This is a genomic window from Bacteroides sp. MSK.18.37 (assembly GCF_019129155.2).
Lineage (GTDB): Bacteria > Bacteroidota > Bacteroidia > Bacteroidales > Bacteroidaceae > Bacteroides > Bacteroides ovatus.
Genome location: NZ_JAHOIB020000001.1, coordinates 4102589 through 4126819 on the forward strand (window position 1 = coordinate 4102589; position 24231 = coordinate 4126819).

A 24231-nucleotide genomic window follows, 5' to 3' on the forward strand; every position below is an offset into this window, starting at 1 on the left:
TCCTTTTGCTCTATAACTCAGGAAAAAGAGTTAATTTTGCAGTCTGATAATTATCTAAGAAAACGTATGGAACTTGATGTATTAACGGCCATATCTCCGATTGATGGTCGATATAGAGGCAAAACTAAAGCTTTGGCAGCTTATTTCTCTGAATTTGCACTGATTAAATACCGTGTACAGGTAGAGGTGGAATACTTTATCACCTTGTGCGAACTCCCTTTGCCGCAATTAAAAGGAATCGATAGCAATGTGTACGAAACTTTACGGAATATCTACCGTAACTTCTCTGAAGCAGACGCACAGCGCATTAAAGATATCGAAAGTGTAACTAACCACGACGTGAAAGCTGTAGAATACTTCCTGAAAGAAGAATTTGACAAGATGGGCGGAATGGATGACTACAAAGAGTTTATCCACTTCGGATTGACTTCTCAGGATATTAACAATACGTCTGTTCCTCTTTCTATCAAAGAAGCATTGGATCAGGTTTATTACCCGTTGATTGAAGAGCTGATTGCACAGTTGAAAACCTATGCGACAGAATGGGCTAACATTCCGATGCTTGCCAAAACTCACGGTCAGCCGGCTTCTCCTACCCGTCTGGGTAAAGAAGTGATGGTATTTGTTTACCGTCTCGAACGTCAGTTGGCTATGTTGAAAGCATGCCCGCTTACCGCTAAGTTTGGCGGTGCTACCGGAAACTACAATGCGCATCACGTGGCTTATCCTCAATATGACTGGAAACAATTCGGCAATCGGTTTGTTGCAGAAAAACTGGGACTGGAACGCGAAGAATATACAACGCAGATTTCGAACTATGATAACCTCTCTGCTGTTTTTGATAGTATGAAGCGTATCAATACGATTATGGTCGATATGAATCGTGACTTCTGGCAGTACATCTCTATGGAGTACTTCAAGCAGAAGATCAAAGCCGGAGAAGTGGGTTCGAGTGCCATGCCGCATAAAGTGAATCCGATTGACTTTGAAAATGCGGAAGGTAACCTGGGTATAGCAACGTCTATCCTGGAACATTTGGCTGTGAAACTTCCTGTTTCCCGTTTGCAGCGCGACTTGACAGACTCGACAGTGCTGCGTAATGTAGGTGTGCCTTTCGGTCATATCGTGATTGCTATCCAGAGTTCTTTGAAAGGATTGCGCAAACTGTTATTGAACGAACCGGCTATTTATCGTGATTTGGATAATTGTTGGAGTGTAGTGGCAGAAGCTATTCAGACCATCCTGCGCCGTGAGGCTTATCCGCATCCGTATGAAGCTTTGAAAGCGTTAACCCGCACCAACCAAGCTATTACAGAAAGTTCTATTAAAGAGTTTATCGAAGAATTGAATGTAAGCGAAGATATTAAAAAAGAGTTAAGAGCAATCACTCCCCATACATATACGGGGCTTTAATTGTTTACTTATATAATAAACGTGTTTTTTAAATAGGCCGTGAGGCCAAAGTCTAATTTTATTCGAATAAAAAAATGAGCACAGAAAACGAAGAATGGCGCGAAAATTCTTTCAATGAAGAGAATACAGGTGCCGGCCGTGATGGTAACAGGTCTTACAACAGAGAAGGTGGAGAACGTCCGTATCGCCCTTCTTACAACCGTGAAGGCGGGGATCGTCCGTATCGCCCGCGATTTAATGCCAACAATGAAGGAGGCGAACGCCCGCAGCGTTCGTACGGTGACCGCTCTTATGGCGACCGTCCCCAACGTCCTTCTTACAATCGTGAAGGTGGAGATCGTCCGTATCGTCCTCGCTTCAATAACAATAATGAAGGAGGTGAACGTCCTCAACGTCCTTACAACCGCGAAGGTGGTTCTTATGATCGTCCTCAACGTCCTTCTTACAATCGTGAAGGTGGTTCTTATGACCGTCCTCAACGTCCCCGTTTCAATAGCGGCGAAGGTGGTGAGCGTCCGTCTTATGGCGACCGTCCTCAACGTCCTTCCTACAACCGTGAAGGTGGCGACCGTCCTTACCGTCCCCGCTTTAATAACGGCGAAGGAGGCGACCGTCCTCAACGTCCTTCTTACAACCGTGAAGGTGGTGACCGTCCGTATCGTCCCCGTTTCAATAACGGCGAAGGTGGCGGCTATCGCAGCAACAACGGCGGTGGAGGTTATCGTCCGAGATATAATAACGATCGTCAAGGAGGATATCGTCCTCGTCCGCGTACCGGCGATTATGATCCGAACGCTAAGTATAGCGTAAAGAAACAGATCGAGTACAAGGAACAGTTCGTTGATCCGAATGAACCGATTCGTCTGAATAAGTTCCTGGCTAACGCAGGTGTTTGCTCCCGTCGTGAGGCTGATGAATTTATCACAGCAGGTGTGGTTTCTGTAAACGGTGAAGTGGTAACGGAATTGGGTACGAAGATCAAACGTTCGGATGTGGTTAAGTTCCACGACGAACCGGTAAGCATCGAACGCAAGGTATACGTATTGCTGAATAAACCGAAAGATACCGTTACTACATCGGACGATCCGCAGGAACGCCGTACAGTAATGGATTTGGTGAAAGGCGCTTGCAACGAACGTATTTATCCGGTAGGACGTCTGGACCGTAACACGACTGGTGTACTGTTACTGACGAATGACGGTGATCTGGCTTCCAAGCTGACACACCCGAAATTCCTGAAGAAGAAAATTTATCATGTTCATCTGGACAAGAACCTGACTAAAGCAGATATGGAGCAGATTGCAGCTGGTATCCAGTTGGAAGATGGCGAAATCCATGCAGATGCGATCAGCTATACAGATGATTTCAAGAAAGACCAGGTAGGTATCGAAATTCACTCCGGTAAGAACCGTATCGTTCGCCGTATTTTCGAATCACTGGGTTATAAAGTAGTAAAACTCGACCGTGTGTTCTTCGCCGGACTGACCAAAAAAGGTCTGCGTCGCGGAGACTGGCGTTACCTGTCGGAAGCAGAAGTAAACTATCTCCGCATGGGTTCGTTTGAATAATAAGTCAATAAATAACAACTTGACAGAGGACGGGGAAAGAAAGCAGGAAAGAATTCATCCTGCATTTGAAACCTCGTCTTCTTGTATCTAAAAAGAAAAAGTTAAATGGAAAAGATTGGTAGAACAAAAATTGTTGATCTGTTGAAGCGCACGGATATTGGCGCTATGGTCAATGTGAAAGGATGGGTTCGCACCCGTAGAGGTAGCAAACAAGTAAACTTTATCGCACTGAATGACGGTTCTACAATAAATAATTTGCAGATCGTAGTAGATTTGGCTAATTTCGATGAAGAGATGCTGAAACTGATTACTACCGGCGCTTGTATCAGCGTGAACGGAGAAATGGTAGAATCAGTGGGTTCCGGACAGAAAGTGGAAGTACAGGCTCGTGAAATCGAAGTGCTGGGTACTTGTGATAATACATATCCATTACAGAAGAAAGGCCATTCTATGGAATTCTTGCGCGAGATTGCTCACTTGCGTCCGCGTACCAATACATTCGGTGCAGTGTTCCGCATCCGTCACAACATGGCGATTGCTATTCACAAGTTCTTCCATGAAAAAGGCTTCTTCTATTTCCATACGCCGATCATTACGGCTTCCGATTGTGAAGGTGCCGGACAGATGTTCCAGGTGACTACCATGAACCTGTATGACTTGAAGAAAGACGAGAGAGGTTCTATCTCTTATGAAGATGATTTCTTCGGTAAGCAGGCAAGTCTGACTGTTTCCGGTCAGCTGGAAGGTGAACTGGCAGCTACTGCTTTGGGAGCTATCTACACATTCGGTCCTACGTTCCGTGCCGAAAACTCCAACACTCCCCGCCACTTGGCAGAGTTCTGGATGATTGAGCCGGAAGTTGCTTTCAACGACATTACAGACAACATGGACTTGGCAGAAGAGTTCATCAAATATTGTGTGAAATGGGCGTTGGATAACTGTGCGGATGATGTGAAGTTCCTGAACGATATGTTCGACAAAGGCTTGATTGAGCGTCTGCAAGGTGTATTGAAAGACGATTTCGTACGTTTGCCTTATACAGACGGTATCAAGATTCTTGAAGAAGCTGTTGCGAAAGGACATAAGTTCGAATTCCCGGTTTACTGGGGCGTGGACCTGGCTTCCGAACACGAACGTTTCTTAGTGGAAGAACACTTCAAACGTCCGGTGATTCTGACTGATTATCCGAAGGAAATCAAGGCCTTCTATATGAAGCAGAACGAAGACGGTAAGACAGTGCGTGCCATGGACGTTCTTTTCCCGAAAATCGGTGAAATTATCGGTGGTTCCGAACGTGAAGCCGACTATAACAAGCTGATGACCCGTATTGAAGAAATGCACATCCCGATGAAAGATATGTGGTGGTATTTGGATACCCGTAAGTTCGGTACTTGTCCTCACTCCGGTTTCGGATTAGGATTCGAACGTCTGTTATTGTTTGTAACAGGTATGGCGAATATCCGTGACGTGATACCGTTCCCGCGTACACCAAGAAATGCTGATTTCTAATATTTCGGTATATTTATGTAAAACTCGCATGATCTTCAGGTTATGCGAGTTTTTTTATGCTCTGAATTGCTGTATTTCCAAAATAAATCTTTATATTTGGAAATACGCATTCGAGAGTATTAACTAAAATAATACAACAATGAAAAAGCTCTATTTCTTTACCATGCTTTCAATAATGTTGTTAGCGGTAACAGGTGCGATGGCCCAGAAGAAAACCAAATTCAAAGCGGCCGATTTGAAAGGTATTTGGCAGCTCTGCCATTATGTGTCGGAATCTCCCGATGTTCCGGGAGCGTTGAAACCCAGTAATACATTTAAAGTATTGAGTGATGACGGGCGGATTGTGAACTTTACCATTATCCCTGGTGCGGATGCGATTATTACGGGGTATGGTACGTACAAACAACTCACGGACGATTCTTATAAGGAAAGTATCGAGAAGAACATTCATCTCCCGATGCTGGATAATCAGGATAATATTTTGGAATTTGAGATTAAAGATAATGATTATCTCCATCTGAAATATTTTATCAAGAGTGATTTGAATGGAAATGAGTTGAACACCTGGTATTATGAAACCTGGAAGAGGGTGGAGATGCCGGCTAAATTTCCGGAAGATATTGTGAGATAAGTGAATTTGCCATTGTATTAAAGTTACGCACATCTTCTTTTTGAAGAAGATGTGCGTAACTTTTTTTGGCTCGTTATACGAAAATAGATAGAAAAATAGGTAGTCTAAAGAGGATATACCAAAATGATTTAAAGATGTAGCAGAAACAGACTTATAGTCTGCTTTGTATGACATAGCAATTAAAATCTGTGCCAATATTATTGGAATTATTTTAATCTTATGCTTTCCTTGTCTAAGTCACTGCTTCACTGATGTTTAGAAATCCTTTTAAAGTGGACTGGGTTAATCGTTTTGTTATAAGGGGAAGATTATATCTTTATAAGCGCCTTCCCAAGCTTTTTTATATGAGTCAACGGAACTGGCCGGTACATAGAGTTTCTTTAGTATGAATGGAGCTGGTGAAGAAGGAGAAGGAGGTGATGTTGGTAAACATTTCACAGTCAGTTGGTCGTTACTGAATGCCCATTGTCCAATTTTCATCACGCTTTGGGGAATTGTAACGGAGGTCAATGCACGACAATCACCAAATGCCATTTCTCCTATTCGCGTCACTCCTTCCTGTATGGTAACGGAAGTCAAAGCTTTACAATTATAGGCACTTCTGAAATGCGCGTTTCCCGATCCGGGTTACACTATTTGGAATCGTGATAGAGTTCAAGTTATGACAGTAATAAAAAGCTCCTTCACCTATCGTTGTCACTCCTTTCGGAATTGTGATGGAGGCCAAAGCTGAACACTCATAAAATGGGCTTAGCGGGTAGTCGTCACTCCCCAAATCTCTAAAACCAGTCATTTGTCCATCATAATAGATTCTGACTGTATGCAAACCGCTAGTCTTGAACCAGTGTGATATCTCGAATTTCTCCAGACCTGTTCCTTCTCCGTAATCCACACCTATGATCTTGAATTTTGAATCGCCTAAAAATGCGTCGGCTGATGTGCAAATTCTTGTTAATTCTTTAGCTACAACTTGGTATTGCATTTGGATAAAATTGTTGCTGGGTGTGGTGAACGTGCAGAAGTTGTCCGACAAAGTAATTCCGTCGTCGTCTTTGAGATAAGTCCAATATTTATAACTGCTCTTCGGTTTTAATGTCGGTACGGCTATGTTCAGTGTCCCCGAAGCGACCATCTTGTCATATTCCTTATAATCAGATATTGTTGTGTTGTTTTCAGTAAATGCGATGTAATCGGCTTCATTTGTTTCGGTATTCATCAGATAGATTCCGGTTTCGTAATCCTTGTTGGTTATTTTTTCAACAGGTGCTCTGAAATAAGCTTTAACACAGTCGATAAAATCATTCAAATGGTCAGACCATGATTTTGGTTTTACTCCCCAACAATAAATGCGGTCGTTTCTAGTTCCATAACCCGAAAAACTATAGCCTAGTAGACTGCCTTTCGGATAATCATATACGTAAGATTTGTATCTTGATGCTCTGTAATCTGCCTCTCCATTAAACGCATCCCGTGCACTAGCTCCTAGATAAAACTTGGGTAGAAACCTTTTCAGACACTCATAGGGACCTGTTATGTCGCATAATTGATTTGCGCCAAAAAATACCGGTACATTTTTATCCATAGTTGCTTCGAAAAAACCTGAGTGTGTTGAGTGGCACATGCATGTCCAAATAATGGTGTTACCTAGATCAGGCAATAAATTGTCAAAAACCGCTTTGCTTAAACCAATGCCTTCTTTTTTTGCACCAATATACTCCCCATCGTATGTATACTGTATCACTCCAAACGATGCTTGTCTCTTCGATAGGAAATCCTGAAATGCATTAGTAGAAATAGGAACTGATAAAAGGCCGTTCTCTGCGGATAAGCCATTGGGGCCATTAGTTGCCTTGGTTCCATGAGTCCGGATTAACACTAAATCGTAATTACCGAAACTTCGAATAACGTCCGGAGTGGCTTCAGTTTTTATGGTACATGTTATTCCGAATTTCTTTTCATACAAGTGTAATAATTCAGGAAAAAGATGAATCTTTTCGCCATTGTAATCTGGCCAAGGATTCCAATAGAGGATGTTTTTGCGTTTTAGGATTACATCGGAACTTCCGACACTATTGCTGGTAATTGATCGTGAGAGATTATCGGAAGCCTTATCGGGTGAAACAGGAGCGGAAAAGTTTTCTTCTGTAATTATCGAATCTCCCCAAGCGATACATAGAGAGTCTAGTTCGGCTTGTAATTGCGCTGGGTCAATAGAATAATCAGCTGGTGCGACTGCGGACAAGCCATACATGTCATAGAACCACTCGTAACCGCCTTGAGTGTAGACATAAAGGATGCTGTCGATGACTTGTGTCGAGTCCACGCCTGGAATCGCTTCTGCATAGCGGATCAGGGCATCATACTCTTTCTCTTCGTAGGTCTTAACATAGGTACTCAAATCAGTACAAACATTCTCGTAAAGTTCATAATTTAGTTTGTCTGGTGCTGGGTCGGGTTGGGCTGTCTCTTTGTGGCAAGCAGTTGCCAACAGGGATAGTAATAATACTTTTCCAAGGAGATGTAATAGTCTATTTTTCATGTGCTTATAGTTTGTTTGTTGTAAATAGCTTGATTTATTTTTTTCAATATAAATCGCCACCTTACAAAGGTAATTTATTTTTTTTTATTATAATACTTTCTTTGGGTATTTTTGGGGAATTTCTTCCATGTAGTACGTTTTTCTTCTGCTTTTGGCAAACTTTTACTTGATAATCCATAGACTAACGCACATCTATATTGACCGAATATTCTTTTTGAAATATTCTCATATCTTTAATTTGTCAGCTAAATTCATCTCTGTATTTTAATGGGGTAATTTAATTGGCTTGACAGCTGATTAGGAGAGTTGCTTACTCAACTGCGTACCAGAAATAAGCCAAAGATGCTATCACTAACAATAACCCGTCAATATGCAGTTTTTATTTCTTCCACTTACTTATATTATTTCTTCAATTGCCTAACGAGTTTTCGTTTGACTTAAGTTAAACGAACGATTGACTATAGTTAAACTATCGTTCGACAGTTGTCAAACGAAAACTCAATAGGTAATGAAATACATATTAATAGGGAAGCGATTACTTAAAAGTAGCTAATAAGATCATTAGCTGGAGTTGGTTCATAACGGTACGGAAATGAGCAAAATAATGCGATTTTCTCTCTACTATAAAGTTGAAAAAGCGTGTCGGTATCTGCAACTGCAACAAAATGGCTTTAACCTGTTAATAAATAGCCGGTTACATCGTTGCAGATCCTGTGGCAGATGGTGGCAGATACCCTTTATCTGCCACACTGTGTAAACAACAAATATTGGGGGGCAGGACATTTAATTTAGTCCGATATATGAAAGGGCAGTTTGTAGTGTACTGAATAAGTTGACACTTCTCAAATTCGAAATTCACATGGAAGAATTAAAAAAGAAGTACACTCCTTACACAGAATCTGAACGAATGTCTTATATTCGTGAGTATTTATCGACTTCCGAAACGAAGTCTCAGTTTGCCAAGCGTACGGGTATTTGCCGTCGTTTGCTGATTCTTTGGCTTGATAAGTATCATATAAATGATAAAGTTATGAGTACAGAACAACCCTCTTTAAGAAAAGACTCTGATGAGTCTCTCAATGAACTGGAGAAAGAACTCGCTGCATTGCGTGCCGAAAACCGCAAACTTCAGCGTGCCCTTCAGGAGGAAAGTCTTCGTCATGAAGCTTGTGAGGAATTGATTAATCTTGCGGAGTCAACCTATCACATCAAGGTTCGAAAAAACTCCGATGCCAAGTAATCGACACCTTGTCACAGGGGAACTGTGCCCGTCATATGCGCGGCAGTCTGCAGTTCCTCTGTGATTACTTCGGCATAACCAGACAAGGTTATTATAAGCATGTCAACAGAAAAATGGAAATAGACATCCTCACATCAAGCATTGTGTTGTATTGTAATGAGTTACGTAAACTTATGCCCAAGGCTGGTATGCGTGAACTCTATGCATGCTGCCTTCGCAAGTTTGGTGTCAGGATGGTCATTGGACGTGATCAATGCTATAATATTTTTCGTGCCAATGGCCTTTGTCAACGTGTCAGACGTGTGAGGCCAAAGACTACAAATTCTAATCATAATTATTACATTTATCCAGACCTGCTGAATGTCACGCCTAAATTTGTAACTGACACATTCGGTTCAATGGTTGTAGCGGATATAACCTATGTTGCCACGTGCCAGGGATGGGCTTACCTGTCCCTTCTTACCGATGCGGGCAGTCGGGCCATAGTCGGATATGCCCTGTGCAAAACACTCGAAGCGGAAGGTCCTTTAAAGGCACTTAGGATGGCTATGGACTTTTACAACAGATACAATGTTGATTTGAATAATCTGATACACCATTCTGACCGGGGAGTGCAATACTGCTCAAACCTGTATGTAGGTATGCTCAAGAAACATCATATTAATATCAGTATGACTCCGTGTGGGGATCCGCTACATAATGCTCTGGCTGAACGGATGAATAACACGATCAAGAATGGGTGGCTTTTTGACTGTACAGATGACAGCTTTGAACAATTGGATAAACGTATAGCCGATGCCATATATGCATACAATTATGTTAGACCGCATCAAGGCATACAAATGAGAACTCCGATGGAATATATTCGTAAATGCAGTGGAAAGGTAGCTGAAGTCCCGCTCGTCGGGACGGGTGCTCCCGCCCCTATTCTTATGGATTACGCAAGCGAATTTTGATAATTTCTCGAAAAAAAAGCATCCGTCCTAATTACAGCGAACATAATCGTAACTAATTTCGCTCTAACTGCATTCAGAACCGACATCTTATTTTTTCCCTCTTCGACCTTTCTGTCATAATATTTCTTCAATGGACTATTTTTCACTTGTGAAACAGATAGTGCCGCCATATGTAGCAAATGCTTGATGCTCTTGTCAGCCCTATTAGATACTCTATTTTTAGAACGTTGGCTACTTCCTGACACATAGACGAACGGAACAACTCCTGCATGACAGCAAAACTTCCTGGGATCAGTAAAAGAAGTGAAAGCATCTGTTTCCATGATCATCTTCAGTGCAACACGTTCCCCAACTCCATCCACAGACATGAGTAAATCCATTTGATGAGCAATGACAGGTGCCTGATTTATAAGTTCTTTTATTTCAAGGTCTATTTGTGCTATGTAATCCGTAAATGTATTGATAATCCCTTCAACTCTATTGCATTTAGCAATATATATTGAGTGTTCCATATAGTCTACCTGATCTTTTAGCTGGGATTGATATTTAGCCCTATCTGCAACAAGCATACTGCGTTCTGTTGATAAGTTTTTGAGTTTTTGTATTATAAGCTCTGATGCGGTATACGGTTGTAGGCAATCATTATATCTTTCTGCATACATTGCTATTCGGCAGGCATCTATTTTATCATTTTTGCCACGAGGTATTCCATGACAATATTTTATTTTAGCTGCATCTTCCAAACATAAGTAGACTCCTATACTTTTTGTTGCACAGACCAAAGGATAGGTATATTGCCCTGTATGTTCCGCACAGACAACCAAACTGTCCTCAGAGAGGAAAAATTTCTCAAACGTTCTTGTTAACCAAGATTTAATAGAGGATAGATCATTAGGAATAACATCATAAAGGATGTCCTTACCGTTACTCCTTAAACATAAATCCAATTTTTTCTTACTCACATCAACTCCTAAATAAAAAACTTTCATACTTTTGTTTTTGAACATTAAACAAAAAAGAAAGGACCTGAACTTGACCTAATAACCTTAAACAGGTTTACTGAAATTCTTATATGGGTTTGAGTTCAAGGAAGGAGCAAAAGGACCGAATAGGGACTTAGACTTGACTTCTATTGCCGCTGATGGTTTTCCTTTTGCTTTCCTTTCAATATCAATTCAAAGATAAATATTTTGATGCTGCAAATCTAAGGTTGCCGCTAGGGCGATCCCCGAGCGAAGAGTTTTTGTTATTTAATGAAAGTTTACAGCCCGAAGTCTTGCACTTATAAGAGAAGATACATAATTTTGCAAAATATCTAAAATGACAACTTATACAGGAATTACAAAGGGACAAGTAAACTTATTTAGGTTTTAAAAAATATTGAGTAAACTAACTTAGGTATAACAAGCGAAGTTGTCAACTAAATCCAGTACAGTACAGTTCCTTACGTTAGGACTCCGGTTTCCAGGCAGGAAACTGTAGTTTCCGCATGTAGAAACCAGAGTTTCCGCGTATGGAAACTGTAGTTTCCACGTATGGAAATTGCCAAACACGCAGTGGCTTCTTTCTCTAAAAGGATAGCTTTCACACCCCTAACCGGATGTGTGGCAGATACCTCTTATCTGCCACCATCTGCCACAGGTATCTGCAACGCTGTAACCGACTATCTATTAACAGGTTAAAGCCATTTTGTTGCAGTTGCAGATACTTACACGCTTTTTCAACTTTATAGTAGAGAGAAAATCATGCCATTTTACCTCTGCATACGTGGGCTATAGAAACATCACCGCTCCCAATAGATTATTAAGCTGTCAAATACAGGTTGTCGTCCTATAAAACGTGCATTCTTATGCCTTTAAATGGGTAATCTCACCTAATACTACACTAAAATAGACAAAGTATAGGCATGATAGATAGCTGTTTTTTGCAATAAAAGTATGATAGATACCTTTTTTAAAAGTTATCTATCATACTTATTCTTTTGACAATGAGAAAATTATTAAAATGAATGATACTTATGATAGATGTTTTTTCACTATATAGTATTTAATTCAAATCTGTGCAGTTTTGAAATGAATTGAATTAGCATAGCCGCCTTGATTATATAACATTCTTTGCTTCCTGTTTTTTCTTGTTTCTCAACCGGGTAAATCCAAAAAAAGGAGGAAATAGTTTGCCAATTCAAAGAAAAGCCGTACTTTTGCAAGCCGATTATTATCACAAAATGATAAGAGATTAATTCATAGCAAGTTAGTATTCCTTTGTCCGGGGAAGACTAATGAGTGGTGAAGAAAATTTTTAGTAGTAACATTTAAAAAACAAAATTAGAGTGGATACTTTAAGTTACAAGACCATTTCTGCAAACAAAGCGACTGTAACCAAAGAATGGGTTATCGTTGACGCTACAGACCAAACATTAGGCCGTCTGGGAGCAAAAGTTGCAAAATTGTTGAGAGGAAAGTACAAACCGAACTTTACTCCTCACGTAGACTGCGGTGATAACGTTATCATCATCAATGCAGACAAAGTAAAACTGACTGGTAACAAATGGAATGACAGAGTTTATTTGTCATATACAGGTTATCCTGGTGGTCAGAGAGAAATGACTCCTGCCCGTTTGATTGCAAAACCGAACGGTGAAGAGAGATTACTGAAAAAAGTAGTGAAGGGCATGCTTCCGAAGAATATCCTGGGAGCTAAATTGCTGAATAACTTGTATGTTTACGCTGGTAGCGAACACAAACAGGCTGCACAGAACCCGAAAATGATTGATATTAATTCATATAAATAAGATATAATGGAAGTAGTAAATGCATTAGGCAGACGTAAACGTGCTATTGCACGTATTTTCGTAAGCGAAGGTACAGGAAAGATTACTATTAACAAGAGAGACCTTGCAGAGTACTTTCCATCAACTATTCTTCAGTATGTTGTAAAACAACCATTGAACAAGCTGGGTGCTGCTGAGAAGTATGACATCAAGGTGAACTTGTGTGGTGGTGGTTTCACTGGTCAGTCTCAGGCATTGCGTTTGGCAATCGCTCGTGCACTGGTTAAAATCAATGCTGAAGATAAAGCTGCTCTTCGTGCAGAAGGCTTCATGACTCGTGACCCGCGTTCTGTTGAACGTAAGAAACCGGGACAGCCGAAAGCTCGTAGAAGATTCCAGTTCAGCAAGCGTTAATGTGCTGCCTGACAGAGGAATATGTTTAGTATCTAAACTACTGGGACTCTGCTCATAGACTACCCGGCGGTTGGTTTAGAAAAAACAAAAAAGAAAGTAAACGATTTAAAGAAAAAACAAGATGTCAAGAACAAATTTTGATACATTATTGGAGGCTGGTTGCCACTTCGGACACCTTAAGAGAAAGTGGAACCCTGCAATGGCTCCTTATATTTTCATGGAACGCAATGGTATTCATATCATTGACCTCCACAAAACAGTTGCAAAAGTAGACGAAGCTGCTGAAGCTTTGAAACAGATTGCCAAATCTGGCAAGAAAGTTCTTTTTGTTGCTACTAAAAAACAAGCTAAACAAGTTGTAGCTGAGAAAGCTCAATCTGTTAATATGCCTTATGTAATCGAACGCTGGCCGGGTGGTATGTTGACTAACTTCCCGACTATCCGTAAGGCTGTGAAGAAAATGGCTACTATCGATAAATTGACGAACGATGGTACTTATTCTAACCTTTCTAAGAGAGAAGTTCTTCAGATTTCTCGTCAACGTGCTAAATTGGACAAGACTTTGGGATCTATCGCTGACCTGACTCGTCTGCCGTCTGCATTGTTCGTTATCGACGTAATGAAAGAAAACATCGCAGTTCGCGAAGCTAACCGTCTGGGTATCCCTGTATTTGGTATCGTTGATACTAACTCTGATCCTTCAAACGTAGATTTCGTAATTCCTGCTAACGATGACGCTACTAAATCAGTAGAAGTTATCTTGGATGCTTGCTGCGCTGCAATGATCGAAGGTTTGGAAGAAAGAAAAGCTGAAAAGATCGATATGGAAGCTGCTGGTGAAGCTCCTGCTAACAAAGGCAAGAAGAAATCAGTGAAAGCTAGACTCGACAAGTCTGACGAAGAAGCTATTAACGCAGCTAAAGCTGCTGCTTTCATCAAGGAAGACGAAGAGGCTTAATATATAAAATGTGCCAATTTGCTAATGTGCAAGAGTATGCTTATACACTTGCATCTTGATTGGCAGATTGGCACATTTTTTTGTTTCGAAAATTATTATTCATTTAAATAAAGGAAATTATTATGGCTGTAAGTATGGCTGATATTACCAAGCTGCGCAAAATGACCGGAGCTGGTATGATGGATTGCAAAAACGCGTTGACTGAAGCTGAAGGCGATTTCGACAAGGCAATGGAAATTATCCGTAAGAAAGGACAAGCTGTTGCTGCTAAGCGCTCGGAACGTGAAGCTTCTGAAGGTTGCGTTTTGGCTAAAACTACCGGTGACCGTGCTGTTATCGTTGCTTTGAAGTGTGAAACTGACTTTGTGGCTCAGAATGCTGATTTCGTGAAACTGACTCAGGATATTCTTGATCTTGCTGTGGCTAATAAATGCGCTACTTTGGACGAAGTAAAAGCATTGCCGATGGGTAACGGTACTGTACAGGATGCAGTTACTGACCGTAGCGGTATCACAGGTGAGAAAATGGAACTGGATGGTTACATGACTGTAGAAGGCGCAAGCACTGCTGTTTACAACCACATGAACAGAAATGGTCTTTGTACGATTGTTGCTTTTAACAAGAACGTTGACGAGCAGTTGGCTAAGCAAGTAGCTATGCAGATTGCTGCCATGAATCCGATCGCTATTGATGAGGATGGTGTTTCTGAAGAAGTGAAGCAAAAAGAAATTGAAGTTGCTATTGAGAAGACAAAAGCAGAACAGGTACAGAAAGCTGTAGAAGCTGCTCTGAAGAAAGCTAACATCAACCCGGCTCATGTGGACAGCGAAGAACACATGGATAGCAACATGGCTAAAGGATGGATTACAGCTGAAGATGTAGCTAAAGCAAAAGAAATCATTGCTACTGTTTCTGCAGAGAAGGCTGCACATCTGCCTGAACAAATGATTCAGAACATCGCGAAAGGTCGTCTGGGCAAGTTCTTGAAAGAAGTTTGCTTGCTGAACCAGGAAGATATCATGGACGGTAAGAAAACTGTAAGAGAAGTGTTGGCTGCTGCTGACCCTGAACTGAAGATTGTTGATTTCAAGCGTTTCACTTTGAAAGCTGAATAATCAATCAGATTCAAATTCTATGATGTGTCCTTAAAAACGGAACACGTTAACTTAATAGAGGTATTCATTAAGACTCTCTATTTGAAGATACAAGAAAGGCAACTAATTCATAACGAGTTAGTTGCCTTTTCTTTTCATATTTTAGGAATATTCCTAAAGAAACTGCCATGTATAACATGAGGCACATTCTTGGGGAGGATTATTTCAATGCCTTGTCTATTTCCTTCATCAGCTTGTCCATTTCTTCTTTTTTATAACCGACAGTGGCGGATATCACTTTCCCTTCTTTGTCGATTAAGTAACTTCTGGGAATGTATTGACTGGCAAACTTACCTGTGACTTCCCGTTTCGGGTCCGGGTAGAGAGGAAATGTAAACCCTTTGCGCTTGTTGTATTCCGTTAATTTATCGTCGGTATGTTCGCGTCCGATTACTAACATGCAGAAATCTTTGTTGTCCTTATATTTAGGCCAGAGTGTTTTTTGAACTTCAGCCAGTTCGCTTTGGCAAGGACCACACCAAGTAGCGAAAATATTGATTAATACAACTTTCCCTTTCAGGTCCTCGGAGTTTACAGTACCGTTCACTGTTGAATGAAGGGTGAAAGATGGCATACTATCGCCTATCTTGACGATATCAGCATTGTTGTCTTGTGCAAATGACAACAGTGAGAATAACGTTGCTGCACAGAATAATGTTACTTTTCTCATATCTTTAAAATTTCTAGTTACAAAATGCTATTTAGTTTAACCTCCTATACCTTTTGTTTTAGAGTATCCTTCTTTGATGAGCAGCTCTATGATTTTTGTTTTGAAATCTCCTTGCACCATAATCTCTCCGTCTTTAGCCGATCCGCCTACTCCACATTTGCTTTTCAGTAGCTTACCCAGCTCTTTCAAGTCGTTTTCTGTACCTATAAATCCGGTAATTAATGTGACCACTTTACCGCCCCGATTCTTTTTGTCAATGGAAACTCGCAGGTTTTGTTTGGCTTTGTCGAGGGTGACCTGCTCTTCATCATTATCCATTTCATAGCCGAAGTCCGGATTCGTGGAATACACAACGTTTAATCTATCTTTCCAATCATTATTTTTCATACTCGTCATTTTTAATCCTTTTCAAAAGTATTAAACTTATGGAAAAGAGCAAAATTTGAACCTCTTTTCATTGTTTTGTTTAATCTCTATTAAGGTTTTCTGTTATAGGGTTGTCAGTCTCAAAAAAGATTGTACTTTTGCAAAATACCAAATTTAGTAAGAAGTATGAGCACATCTATACGAAAAGAGGCGGATAAAGTGCCGGAGCCTACCTTGCGCAGACTTCCCTGGTATCTGTCTAATATAAAACTAATGAAAGAAAAAGGGGAGCAGTATGTCTCTTCTACACAAATCTCTAAGGAAATAAATATTGACGCTTCTCAAATCGCCAAGGATTTGTCATACGTCAATATCTCGGGGCGTACGAGGGTGGGATACAATATTGATGCGCTGATTGAGGTGTTAGAGAGCTTTCTTGGATTTACCAATATGCACAAAGCCTTCTTGTTTGGTGTAGGTAGCCTAGGGGCTGCTTTGCTTCGGGATTCTGGTTTGCATCATTTCGGACTGGAGATTGTGGCTGCTTTTGATGTGAATCCGGAACTGGTGGGAAAAGACCTGAATGGTATTCCTATTTTTCATTCCGATGACTTTGAAGCAAAGATGAAAGAATACGATGTAAATATCGGTGTATTGACCGTACCAATTAATATTGCTCAGGAAATTACAGATAAGATGGTAGACGGAGGCATAAAAGCCGTATGGAACTTTACTCCTTTCCGAATCCGTGTACCCGAGAATATAGTGGTGCAGAATACGTCTCTATATGCTCATTTGGCTGTTATGTTTAACCGATTGAATTTTAACGAGAAATAATGAAGATTATTGCAGTAGGAATGAACTACGCCCAGCATAACAAAGAACTGGGACATACACAAGTAAATGCGGAGCCGGTGATTTTTATGAAGCCTGATTCTGCTATTCTGAAGGATGGCAAACCGTTTTTCATTCCCGACTTTTCTAAAGAGATACATTATGAAACGGAGCTGGTGGTTCGTATTAATCGATTGGGGAAAAATATAGCTCCCCGCTTTGCTAACCGTTATTATGATGCAGTGACTGTAGGGATCGACTTTACGGCTCGTGACCTTCAGCGAAAGTTCCGTGAGCAGGGTAATCCCTGGGAGCTTTGCAAAGGTTTTGATTCGTCGGCTGCTATTGGAACTTTTGTTCCGGTGGAGCACTATAAGGATATTCAGAATCTTGACTTTCATTTGTTGATCGACGGTAAGGAAGTGCAGCGCGGTTGTACGGCAGATATGCTTTTCAAGATAGATGATATAATCGCTTATGTAAGCCAGTTTGTAACTTTGAAAATTGGTGACTTGCTCTTTACTGGGACTCCTGTGGGTGTAGGTCCTGTTAGTATCGGACAGCGTTTGCAAGGTTATCTGGAGGGAGAAAAACTGCTGGATTTCTATATTCGTTGATCTTTTTTTATTCATTAGTACTCATTTGTTATATAAAATATGAAGATAAGAGTAGGCTTTGGTTTCGACGTACATCAGTTGGTCGAAGGTCGTGAGTTATGGCTGGGTGGCATTCTTTTGGAACACACAAAAGGATTGCTGGGGCATTCGGATGCTGATGTATTATTGCATGCTGTTTGCGATGCTCTGTTGGGGGCGGCGAATATGCGTGATATTGGCTATCATTTCCCCGATACGGCAGGAGAATTTAAGAATATAGATAGCAAGATACTGCTGAAAAAAACAGTGGAGTTGATTGCTACCAAAGGATATAAAGTGGGCAATATCGATGCAACTATTTGTGCCGAACGCCCGAAGTTAAAAGCGCACATTCCTTTGATGCAGGAGACGATGGCAACTGTTATGGGGATTGATATGGATGATATTTCCATTAAGGCGACTACTACCGAGAAACTCGGTTTTACAGGTCGTGAAGAAGGTATATCGGCTTATGCTACTGTGCTGATAGAGAAGATTTCTTAACCCCCTAAAACAAATAATTATGATTCGTCTTTTTAAAATTTACTTAACACTTGCCTTCTTATTGGTAACGACTTTTTGTATGGCTCAGAAGAGTGAACTGAAATTTAGCAAAGATGGTAAATTCAAGATTGTGCAATTTACCGATGTGCATTTTAAATATGGAAATCGGGCTTCAGATATAGCTCTGGAACGTATTAATCAGGTGCTTGATGACGAACGTCCGGATTTGGTGATATTTACCGGTGATGTTGTTTATTCTGCTCCGGCGGATTCCGGAATGTTGCAGGTACTGGAACCGGTAGTTAAACGTAAACTACCTTTTGTGGTCACTTTTGGTAACCATGACAATGAACAGGGAATGACACGGGAACAGTTATATGATATCATCCGTCAAGTTCCCGGCAATTTATTGCCTGATCGCGGAACAGTTTTATCGCCGGATTATGTATTGACAGTGAAATCGTCTTCCAATCTAAAGAAGGATGCTGCTTTGCTATATTGCATGGATTCTCACTCTTATTCTCCTTTGAAAGATGTGAAGGGGTATGCATGGCTTACATTCGACCAGATAAATTGGTATCGTCAACAGAGTGCGGCTTATAAAGTGCAAAACGGCGGACAGCCTCTGCCGGCTCTTGCTTTTTTCCATATTCCTCTTCCTGAATACAATGAAGCTGCCCGTAGCGAAAATGCAATTCTTCGTGGAACTCGTATGGAGGAAGCCTGTGCGCCTAAATTGAATACAGGAATGTTTGCAGCGATGAAAGAAGCTGGTGATGTGATGGGTATGTTTGTAGGACACGACCACGATAATGACTATGCAGTGATGTGGAAAGATATCCTTCTGGCTTATGGACGCTTTACCGGTGGAAATACGGAATATAACCATTTGCCGAATGGTGCGCGTATCATCGTATTGGATGAGGGTGCCCGTACATTCACATCCTGGATTCGTCAGAAAGACGGTGTGGTGGATAAAATCTCTTATCCGGCAAGTTTTGTCAAAGACGATTGGACTAAACGTTGAGGCTTGCGAACTTCACATGGCTAAGGCGCGTGTATTTTGAACCATAGCTTTCGTATCGGCGCGATACTTTCGCCGATGCAACGTAGATAATATCTCCCAGTCGGTATTCATGTTCTATCCCGGATAGAGTGCATGAAACCGCACTGGGATTTTTTGATGGAATACTCATGGTGACTAAATTTCCACTGGCATCGGTCAAAGTCAGTACCTGCTTGACAAAAAACTGTGGGGTAGTGCCGTTCACTCTTGTTTTGTACGGATCGTCTTCCAATCTTACCCGGGTGACTTTTAATTTTAAGTCTGTCAGCTTTTCTCCTAATTCTCCCAGATAACGGCTGGATGAACGCTTCTCCCTCGATTTTCTTATCATTATATCCAGGTGTATGGAATGATAAGCTTGTGCTATTTTGACGAAACGTTCCTGTTTCGGTATTTTGGGAATGAATTTGTATGCTACCCAACTTAGGTAGGCGGGATCTATTTTGAGGATTTCATGTAGAAAATGTCCCCGGTATTTTCCGAAGAAGATAAGATCGTCACCATTACTCTGCATTCTTTTCTCATTGTAATCTACCAGGATGATGCAACGCTTCGAATAATAAAACATCGTGCTGGCCATCCGCAGGGACTCGTTGATGTCTGGTGACAGGTCATGTATATAAAGAATGGATTGCTTTTCGGGCAGGGGAGAGTACAGCCAAAGGGAATAATTTGGTTTCCCCGGTCGGGGCAACACCATCAGGTAGACTCCTACCTCTTTAAAAGAGGCTCTGCCTCGGTTGTACTCATTCAATTTGGCATACAATAAGGCTTGCTCGTTTTCGGAAATGCCCGGTAATCTGGGGTTAGCCATAATTGTTCTCGCTTTTGGTATATTTCAAATATAAGGATTTTCTTTCAGAAAAGCAACTTTTCTCTTTGAAATCTCGTACATTTGTATCCATATAAATTTTCAAAATTCGAATGGAAGAACGAAATAAGAGAGTATTGGTAGGTATGAGTGGTGGCATAGACAGCACCGCTACTTGCTTGATGCTGCAGGAACAAGGATACGAGATTGTAGGGGTTACCATGCGCGTATGGGGAGATGAACCACAGGATGCCAGGGAGTTGGCTGAACGGATGGGGATCGAACATTATGTAGCAGATGAACGTATTCCTTTTAAAGAAACCATCGTAAAAAACTTCATAGACGAATATAAGCAGGGGCGTACACCGAATCCGTGCGTGATGTGTAATCCGTTGTTTAAGTTCCGTGTTTTGACGGAGTGGGCGGATAAATTGAATTGTGCATGGGTGTCTACCGGACATTATTCACGATTGGAAGAGAAAAACGGAAATATTTATATAGTAGCCGGAGACGATGATAAGAAAGACCAGTCGTATTTTCTCTGGAGATTGGGGCAGGATGTGCTGAAACGTTGTATTTTCCCATTGGGAGATTATACGAAGGTGAAGGTTCGTGAGTACCTTGCAGAGAAAGGATATGAAGCAAAGTCGAAAGAAGGAGAAAGTATGGAAGTCTGCTTTATCAAGGGGGATTACCGTGATTTTCTTCGTGAGCAGTGCCCCGAACTGGATAGTGAAATTGGACCGGGATGGTTTGTCAACTCTGAAGGAGTGAAGCTTGGGAAGCATAAAGGAGCACCTTATTATACGATTGGCCAACGAAAAGGATTGGAGATCGCTTTAGGAAAGCCTGCTTATGTGTTGAAAATCAATCCGCAGAAAAATACGGTGATGCTTGGAAATGCCGACCAGCTGGAAACTGAATACATGTTGGCGGAGCAGGATAAAATGGTGGATGAACGGGAATTGTTCGGATGTGAGAATCTGACGGTACGGATTCGTTATCGCAGTCGTCCGATTCCTTGCCGGGTGAAAAGATTGGAAGACGGACGTTTGTTGATACATTTCCTTGAAATAGCTTCGGCCATTGCTCCCGGACAATCAGCTGTGTTTTATGATGGAAAACGGGTGCTGGGAGGAGCTTTCATTGCTTCCCAAAGAGGAATCGGGCTGGTGATTATGGAAAATGAAGAATTATGATTGATTAAAATAGAAAGATAACTTATGAAGAAGTTTATAGTATTGATTCTCGCTTTAAATATGTATTTGGGTGTGTTTGCCCAGTTTACTCCGGGAGATACCTTAAAATATCGAATTAGTCTGAAAGACAAGGCGGCTACTGACTATTCCTTGCAGAAACCGGAAAAATATTTGTCTATAAAATCTATAGAACGGCGAAAGAAACAAGGATTACCCATTGATTCCACCGATTTGCCGGTCTGCAAGAAATATGTAGATGCTATACGGAAGACGGGTGTTCATGTACTTGTGACGGGGAAATGGGATAATTTTGTTACTGTTTCTTGTAATGATAGTACTCTGATTGACGAAATAGCAAAGTTACCTTTTGTACATTCCACAGAAAGAGTGTGGAAAGGTATCACACAAAGAGCCTTTCAAAGAGATTCGCTAATAAATAAACCGGTGCGTACCGATAGCCTTTACGGTCCTGCAATAACACAGGCGGCAATGAGTCGTGTTGATCTTCTGCATGATGCGGGCTTTAAGGGACAGGGAATGACCATTGCCGTGATTGATGCCGGATTCCATAATGTAGATAAGATTGATGCCATGAAAAATATCCATATTCTCGGGGTGCGTGACTTTGTGAATCCGGAGGCAGATATTTATGCGGAAAGCAGTCATGGAATGTCTGTATTGTCCTGTATGGCCATGAATCAGCCGCATGTGATGATTGGTACAGCTCCTGAAGCTTCTTATTGGTTGTTGCGTAGCGAGGACGAATATTCGGAGAATCTGGTAGAACAGGATTACTGGGCGGCAGCCATTGAGTTTGCGGATAGTGTAGGAGTGGATTTGGTGAATACATCGCTTGGATATTACTCATTTGATGATCCTGCGAAGAATTATAGATATCGTGACTTGAATGGTCATTATGCGTTGATGTCTCGTGAAGCTGCGAAGGCAGCCGATAAAGGAATGGTCGTTGTTTGTAGCGCTGGAAATTCGGGTGCAGGTTCGTGGAAGAAGATTACTCCTCCGGGAGACGCAGAGAATATAATAACGGTAGGAGCTGTCAATAAAAGGGGAGAATTGGCGCCGTTTTCTTCTGTTGGGAATACGGCTGACGGACGTGTGAAACCGGATGTAGTGGCTGTCGGTCTGAATTCGGATGTGATGGGAACGGATGGTAATCTTCGCCGTGCCAACGGAACTTCTTTTTCTTCTCCGATTATGTGCGGTATGGTAGCTTGTCTGTGGCAGGCTTGTCCGAAGCTGACAGCGAAGCAGATTATTGATTTGGTACGTCAATCGGGGGATAGAGCCGATTTCCCGGATAACATATATGGATATGGTATTCCTGATTTGTGGAAGGCTTATCTAAACTCTTCTTCCAAGGAAAAGAAATAAGGTGACTGTTGTATGATAAACGCTATAAACAAGTTGAAGCAATCTGACTCACCCTCTTTGGGAGAGGGTGGGGAGAGGCTTTCTCTTTTAGAACTGAATGCACTCGTGCGCCGTAGTCTGGAGCAATGCCTGCCCGATGAATATTGGATACAGGCAGAGTTGAGCGATGTCCGTTCCAATACGACAGGGCATTGTTATCTGGAATTCGTGCAGAAAGATCCTCGCAGCAACAATCTCGTAGCCAAGGCACGCGGTATGATTTGGAATAATATCTACCGCTTGTTGAAACCTTATTTTGAGGAAACCACAGGGCAGCTATTTACTTCCGGCATTAAGGTGTTGGTGAAAGTAACAGTTCAGTTTCATGAGCTATACGGTTATAGTCTGACGGTACTTGATATTGATCCTGCTTATACATTGGGAGATATGGCTCGTCGCCGTCGGGAAATATTATTGCAGTTGGAAGAGGAGGGAGTGTTGACGCTGAATAAAGAGCTTGAGATACCGATTCTTCCCCAGCGTATTGCTGTCATTTCTTCGGCTACTGCGGCCGGATATGGAGATTTCTGTCATCAGTTGCAGCACAATTCGGGCAGGTTCTTTTTCTATACGGAGCTTTTTCCGGCTTTAATGCAGGGAAATCAGGTGGAGGAATCCGTGTTGGCTGCTTTGGATCGTATTAATGCCCGCATCAATGAATTTGACGTAGTAGTCATCATTCGTGGCGGTGGAGCTACTTCCGATTTGTCCGGCTTTGATACTTATCTATTGGCAGCTGCATGTGCGCAATTTCCATTACCTATTATTACCGGTATTGGGCATGAACGCGATGATACAGTGCTTGATTCCGTGGCTCATACCCGGGTGAAAACTCCTACGGCTGCTGCCGAACTCCTGATTCATCAGGTGGCGGAAGTCGCGGAGCATCTGGAAGAATTATCTATGCGGATTCAACAGGGAGCTTATATGCTTCTTGATCTGGAACGACGGAGGTTGGAAACCCTTCAAACCCGTATTCCCAATCTTGTTCATCGCAAACTTGCGGACGCCCGTTTTTCTTTGCTGGCAGCAAAGAAAGATTTGTCACAGGTGACGAAAGCATTAGTGGCCCGTCAATCTCACCGGTTGGAACTTTTGCAACAACGAATAGCGGACGCTTCTCCGGATAAACTCTTGAGTCGGGGATATAGTATTACGATAAAGGATGGGAAAGCGGTGACGGATGCTTCTTCACTGAAGCCGGGAGAGCATTTGATAACCCGGCTATCGAAAGGAGAAGTTCGATCGGTAGTAGAAAAGTAGCTATCCGTCAAACGTGTATTTGTAAAAACATTCATTATTAACCATTAAATATCAATCATCGTGGCAGCAAAAAAAGAAACATATTCCCAAGCGATGGAACGTCTTGAAAAGATCGTTCGCCAGATAGATAATAACGAACTGGATATCGACATTTTGAGTGAGAAAATAAAAGAAGCCAATGAAATTATTGCCTTTTGCAAGGATAAACTGACAAAAGCCGACCGGGAAGTCGAAAAATTATTGCAAGAAAAGAGGCAATCTGAAGAATAAAAGTTATTTTTGCGTTTCAATGCATAGAAA

General features: G+C 41.5%; 25 protein-coding genes. 19 read left to right on the forward strand and 6 right to left on the reverse strand.

Going from position 1 to position 24231, the window contains the following annotated elements; translation table 11 throughout:
* The first annotated feature begins 66 nt into the window (after positions 1 to 66).
* The 4 genes from purB to KSX81_RS15815 all read left to right on the forward strand — a co-directional run bounded on the left by purB (position 67) and on the right by KSX81_RS15815 (position 5121).
* Positions 67 to 1413, forward strand: a complete 1347-nt coding sequence (gene purB, locus KSX81_RS15800) for an adenylosuccinate lyase (RefSeq protein WP_004297189.1) — start codon at positions 67 to 69, stop codon at positions 1411 to 1413.
* 74 nt (positions 1414 to 1487) lie between these two features.
* Positions 1488 to 2981 carry a pseudouridine synthase gene (locus KSX81_RS15805; protein WP_004323572.1) on the forward strand — a complete coding sequence of 498 codons (1494 nt, stop codon included), beginning with the start codon at positions 1488 to 1490 and terminating at the stop codon, positions 2979 to 2981.
* A 105-nt stretch (positions 2982 to 3086) separates the two neighbouring features.
* The gene (gene asnS / locus KSX81_RS15810) at positions 3087 to 4490 is read left to right on the forward strand and encodes an asparagine--tRNA ligase (protein ID WP_004297192.1); all 1404 of its coding nucleotides are present in this window, start codon (positions 3087 to 3089) and stop codon (positions 4488 to 4490) included.
* A gap of 139 nt (positions 4491 to 4629) precedes the next feature.
* The gene (locus KSX81_RS15815; protein ID WP_004297193.1) at positions 4630 to 5121 is read left to right on the forward strand and encodes a DUF4488 domain-containing protein; all 492 of its coding nucleotides are present in this window, start codon (positions 4630 to 4632) and stop codon (positions 5119 to 5121) included.
* A gap of 294 nt (positions 5122 to 5415) precedes the next feature.
* On the opposite strand, the gene KSX81_RS15820 is transcribed toward KSX81_RS15815, so the two are convergent.
* Complete coding sequence (locus KSX81_RS15820; RefSeq protein ID WP_254884248.1) at positions 5416 to 5655, reverse strand: leucine-rich repeat domain-containing protein; 240 nt, start codon at positions 5653 to 5655, stop codon at positions 5416 to 5418.
* 55 nt (positions 5656 to 5710) lie between these two features.
* Positions 5711 to 7519 (reverse strand): leucine-rich repeat domain-containing protein, encoded by a 1809-nt coding sequence (locus KSX81_RS15825; protein WP_254884246.1) that lies wholly within the window; start codon positions 7517 to 7519, stop codon positions 5711 to 5713.
* Between the two features lie 1000 nt (positions 7520 to 8519).
* Between KSX81_RS15825 and KSX81_RS15830 the strand changes: the two genes are divergently transcribed.
* Positions 8520 to 8900, forward strand: a complete 381-nt coding sequence (locus KSX81_RS15830) for a transposase (RefSeq protein ID WP_004323573.1) — start codon at positions 8520 to 8522, stop codon at positions 8898 to 8900.
* Between the two features lie 35 nt (positions 8901 to 8935).
* Positions 8936 to 9856, forward strand: a complete 921-nt coding sequence (locus KSX81_RS15835) for an IS3 family transposase (RefSeq protein ID WP_138297508.1) — start codon at positions 8936 to 8938, stop codon at positions 9854 to 9856.
* Here KSX81_RS15835 and KSX81_RS15840 read toward each other — a convergent pair.
* A complete protein-coding gene (locus KSX81_RS15840; RefSeq protein ID WP_004307071.1) occupies positions 9838 to 10845 on the reverse strand; it encodes an IS110 family transposase in 1008 nt (335 codons plus the stop codon). The genes KSX81_RS15835 and KSX81_RS15840 overlap by 19 nt on opposite strands.
* A gap of 546 nt (positions 10846 to 11391) precedes the next feature.
* Between KSX81_RS15840 and KSX81_RS15845 the strand changes: the two genes are divergently transcribed.
* From KSX81_RS15845 to tsf, 5 genes are all read left to right on the forward strand, one after another.
* Positions 11392 to 11538 carry a hypothetical protein gene (locus tag KSX81_RS15845; protein WP_004297200.1) on the forward strand — a complete coding sequence of 49 codons (147 nt, stop codon included), beginning with the start codon at positions 11392 to 11394 and terminating at the stop codon, positions 11536 to 11538.
* A gap of 647 nt (positions 11539 to 12185) precedes the next feature.
* Positions 12186 to 12647, forward strand: coding sequence for a 50S ribosomal protein L13 (rplM, locus tag KSX81_RS15855; RefSeq protein ID WP_004314716.1), 462 nt, complete (start codon positions 12186 to 12188; stop codon positions 12645 to 12647).
* Between the two features lie 6 nt (positions 12648 to 12653).
* Positions 12654 to 13040, forward strand: coding sequence for a 30S ribosomal protein S9 (rpsI, locus tag KSX81_RS15860; RefSeq protein ID WP_021645279.1), 387 nt, complete (start codon positions 12654 to 12656; stop codon positions 13038 to 13040).
* A 121-nt stretch (positions 13041 to 13161) separates the two neighbouring features.
* Positions 13162 to 13998, forward strand: coding sequence for a 30S ribosomal protein S2 (gene rpsB / locus KSX81_RS15865; protein ID WP_004297204.1), 837 nt, complete (start codon positions 13162 to 13164; stop codon positions 13996 to 13998).
* A 122-nt stretch (positions 13999 to 14120) separates the two neighbouring features.
* Positions 14121 to 15113, forward strand: a complete 993-nt coding sequence (gene tsf, locus KSX81_RS15870; protein WP_217725698.1) for a translation elongation factor Ts — start codon at positions 14121 to 14123, stop codon at positions 15111 to 15113.
* Between the two features lie 199 nt (positions 15114 to 15312).
* Here tsf and KSX81_RS15875 read toward each other — a convergent pair whose 3' ends face one another.
* Together KSX81_RS15875 and KSX81_RS15880 are read right to left on the reverse strand one after the other, a co-directional pair.
* Entirely contained in the window at positions 15313 to 15822 is a 510-nt protein-coding gene (locus KSX81_RS15875) for a TlpA family protein disulfide reductase (protein ID WP_217725697.1), read from the reverse strand.
* Between the two features lie 36 nt (positions 15823 to 15858).
* Complete coding sequence (locus tag KSX81_RS15880) at positions 15859 to 16209, reverse strand: translation initiation factor (protein WP_217725696.1); 351 nt, start codon at positions 16207 to 16209, stop codon at positions 15859 to 15861.
* A 165-nt stretch (positions 16210 to 16374) separates the two neighbouring features.
* On the opposite strand from KSX81_RS15880, the gene KSX81_RS15885 reads away from it, so the two are divergent.
* The 4 genes from KSX81_RS15885 to KSX81_RS15900 are packed head-to-tail and all read left to right on the forward strand — an operon-like array spanning position 16375 to position 19188.
* Positions 16375 to 17025: a redox-sensing transcriptional repressor Rex gene (locus KSX81_RS15885; RefSeq protein WP_004297208.1), complete on the forward strand. Its 651-nt coding sequence runs from the start codon at positions 16375 to 16377 to the stop codon at positions 17023 to 17025.
* Entirely contained in the window at positions 17025 to 17639 is a 615-nt protein-coding gene (locus KSX81_RS15890; protein ID WP_217725695.1) for a fumarylacetoacetate hydrolase family protein, read from the forward strand. Before KSX81_RS15885 ends, KSX81_RS15890 begins: the two co-directional genes overlap by 1 nt.
* A 39-nt stretch (positions 17640 to 17678) precedes the next feature.
* Complete coding sequence (gene ispF / locus KSX81_RS15895) at positions 17679 to 18161, forward strand: 2-C-methyl-D-erythritol 2,4-cyclodiphosphate synthase (RefSeq protein ID WP_004297210.1); 483 nt, start codon at positions 17679 to 17681, stop codon at positions 18159 to 18161.
* Positions 18162 to 18180: 19 nt separating this feature from the next.
* Positions 18181 to 19188 (forward strand): metallophosphoesterase family protein, encoded by a 1008-nt coding sequence (locus KSX81_RS15900; protein ID WP_004297211.1) that lies wholly within the window; start codon positions 18181 to 18183, stop codon positions 19186 to 19188.
* On the opposite strand, the gene KSX81_RS15905 is transcribed toward KSX81_RS15900, so the two are convergent.
* Positions 19178 to 20041 (reverse strand): hypothetical protein, encoded by an 864-nt coding sequence (locus KSX81_RS15905; protein ID WP_074559861.1) that lies wholly within the window; start codon positions 20039 to 20041, stop codon positions 19178 to 19180. The two genes, KSX81_RS15900 and KSX81_RS15905, sit on opposite strands and share 11 nt — an antisense overlap.
* 110 nt (positions 20042 to 20151) lie before the next feature.
* Here KSX81_RS15905 and mnmA point away from each other — a divergent pair, with 110 nt between their 5' ends.
* Genes mnmA through xseB form a run of 4 tightly spaced genes read left to right on the forward strand, consistent with a single transcriptional unit; the run spans position 20152 to position 24201 of the window.
* A complete protein-coding gene (mnmA, locus tag KSX81_RS15910; protein ID WP_195355863.1) occupies positions 20152 to 21237 on the forward strand; it encodes a tRNA 2-thiouridine(34) synthase MnmA in 1086 nt (361 codons plus the stop codon).
* 24 nt (positions 21238 to 21261) lie between these two features.
* Positions 21262 to 22629 (forward strand): S8 family peptidase, encoded by a 1368-nt coding sequence (locus KSX81_RS15915; protein WP_074559857.1) that lies wholly within the window; start codon positions 21262 to 21264, stop codon positions 22627 to 22629.
* Positions 22630 to 22641: 12 nt separating this feature from the next.
* Positions 22642 to 23931, forward strand: a complete 1290-nt coding sequence (xseA, locus tag KSX81_RS15920) for an exodeoxyribonuclease VII large subunit (RefSeq protein WP_032849644.1) — start codon at positions 22642 to 22644, stop codon at positions 23929 to 23931.
* A 60-nt stretch (positions 23932 to 23991) separates the two neighbouring features.
* Positions 23992 to 24201 (forward strand): exodeoxyribonuclease VII small subunit, encoded by a 210-nt coding sequence (xseB, locus tag KSX81_RS15925; protein ID WP_004297216.1) that lies wholly within the window; start codon positions 23992 to 23994, stop codon positions 24199 to 24201.
* Positions 24202 to 24231 lie beyond the last annotated feature (30 nt).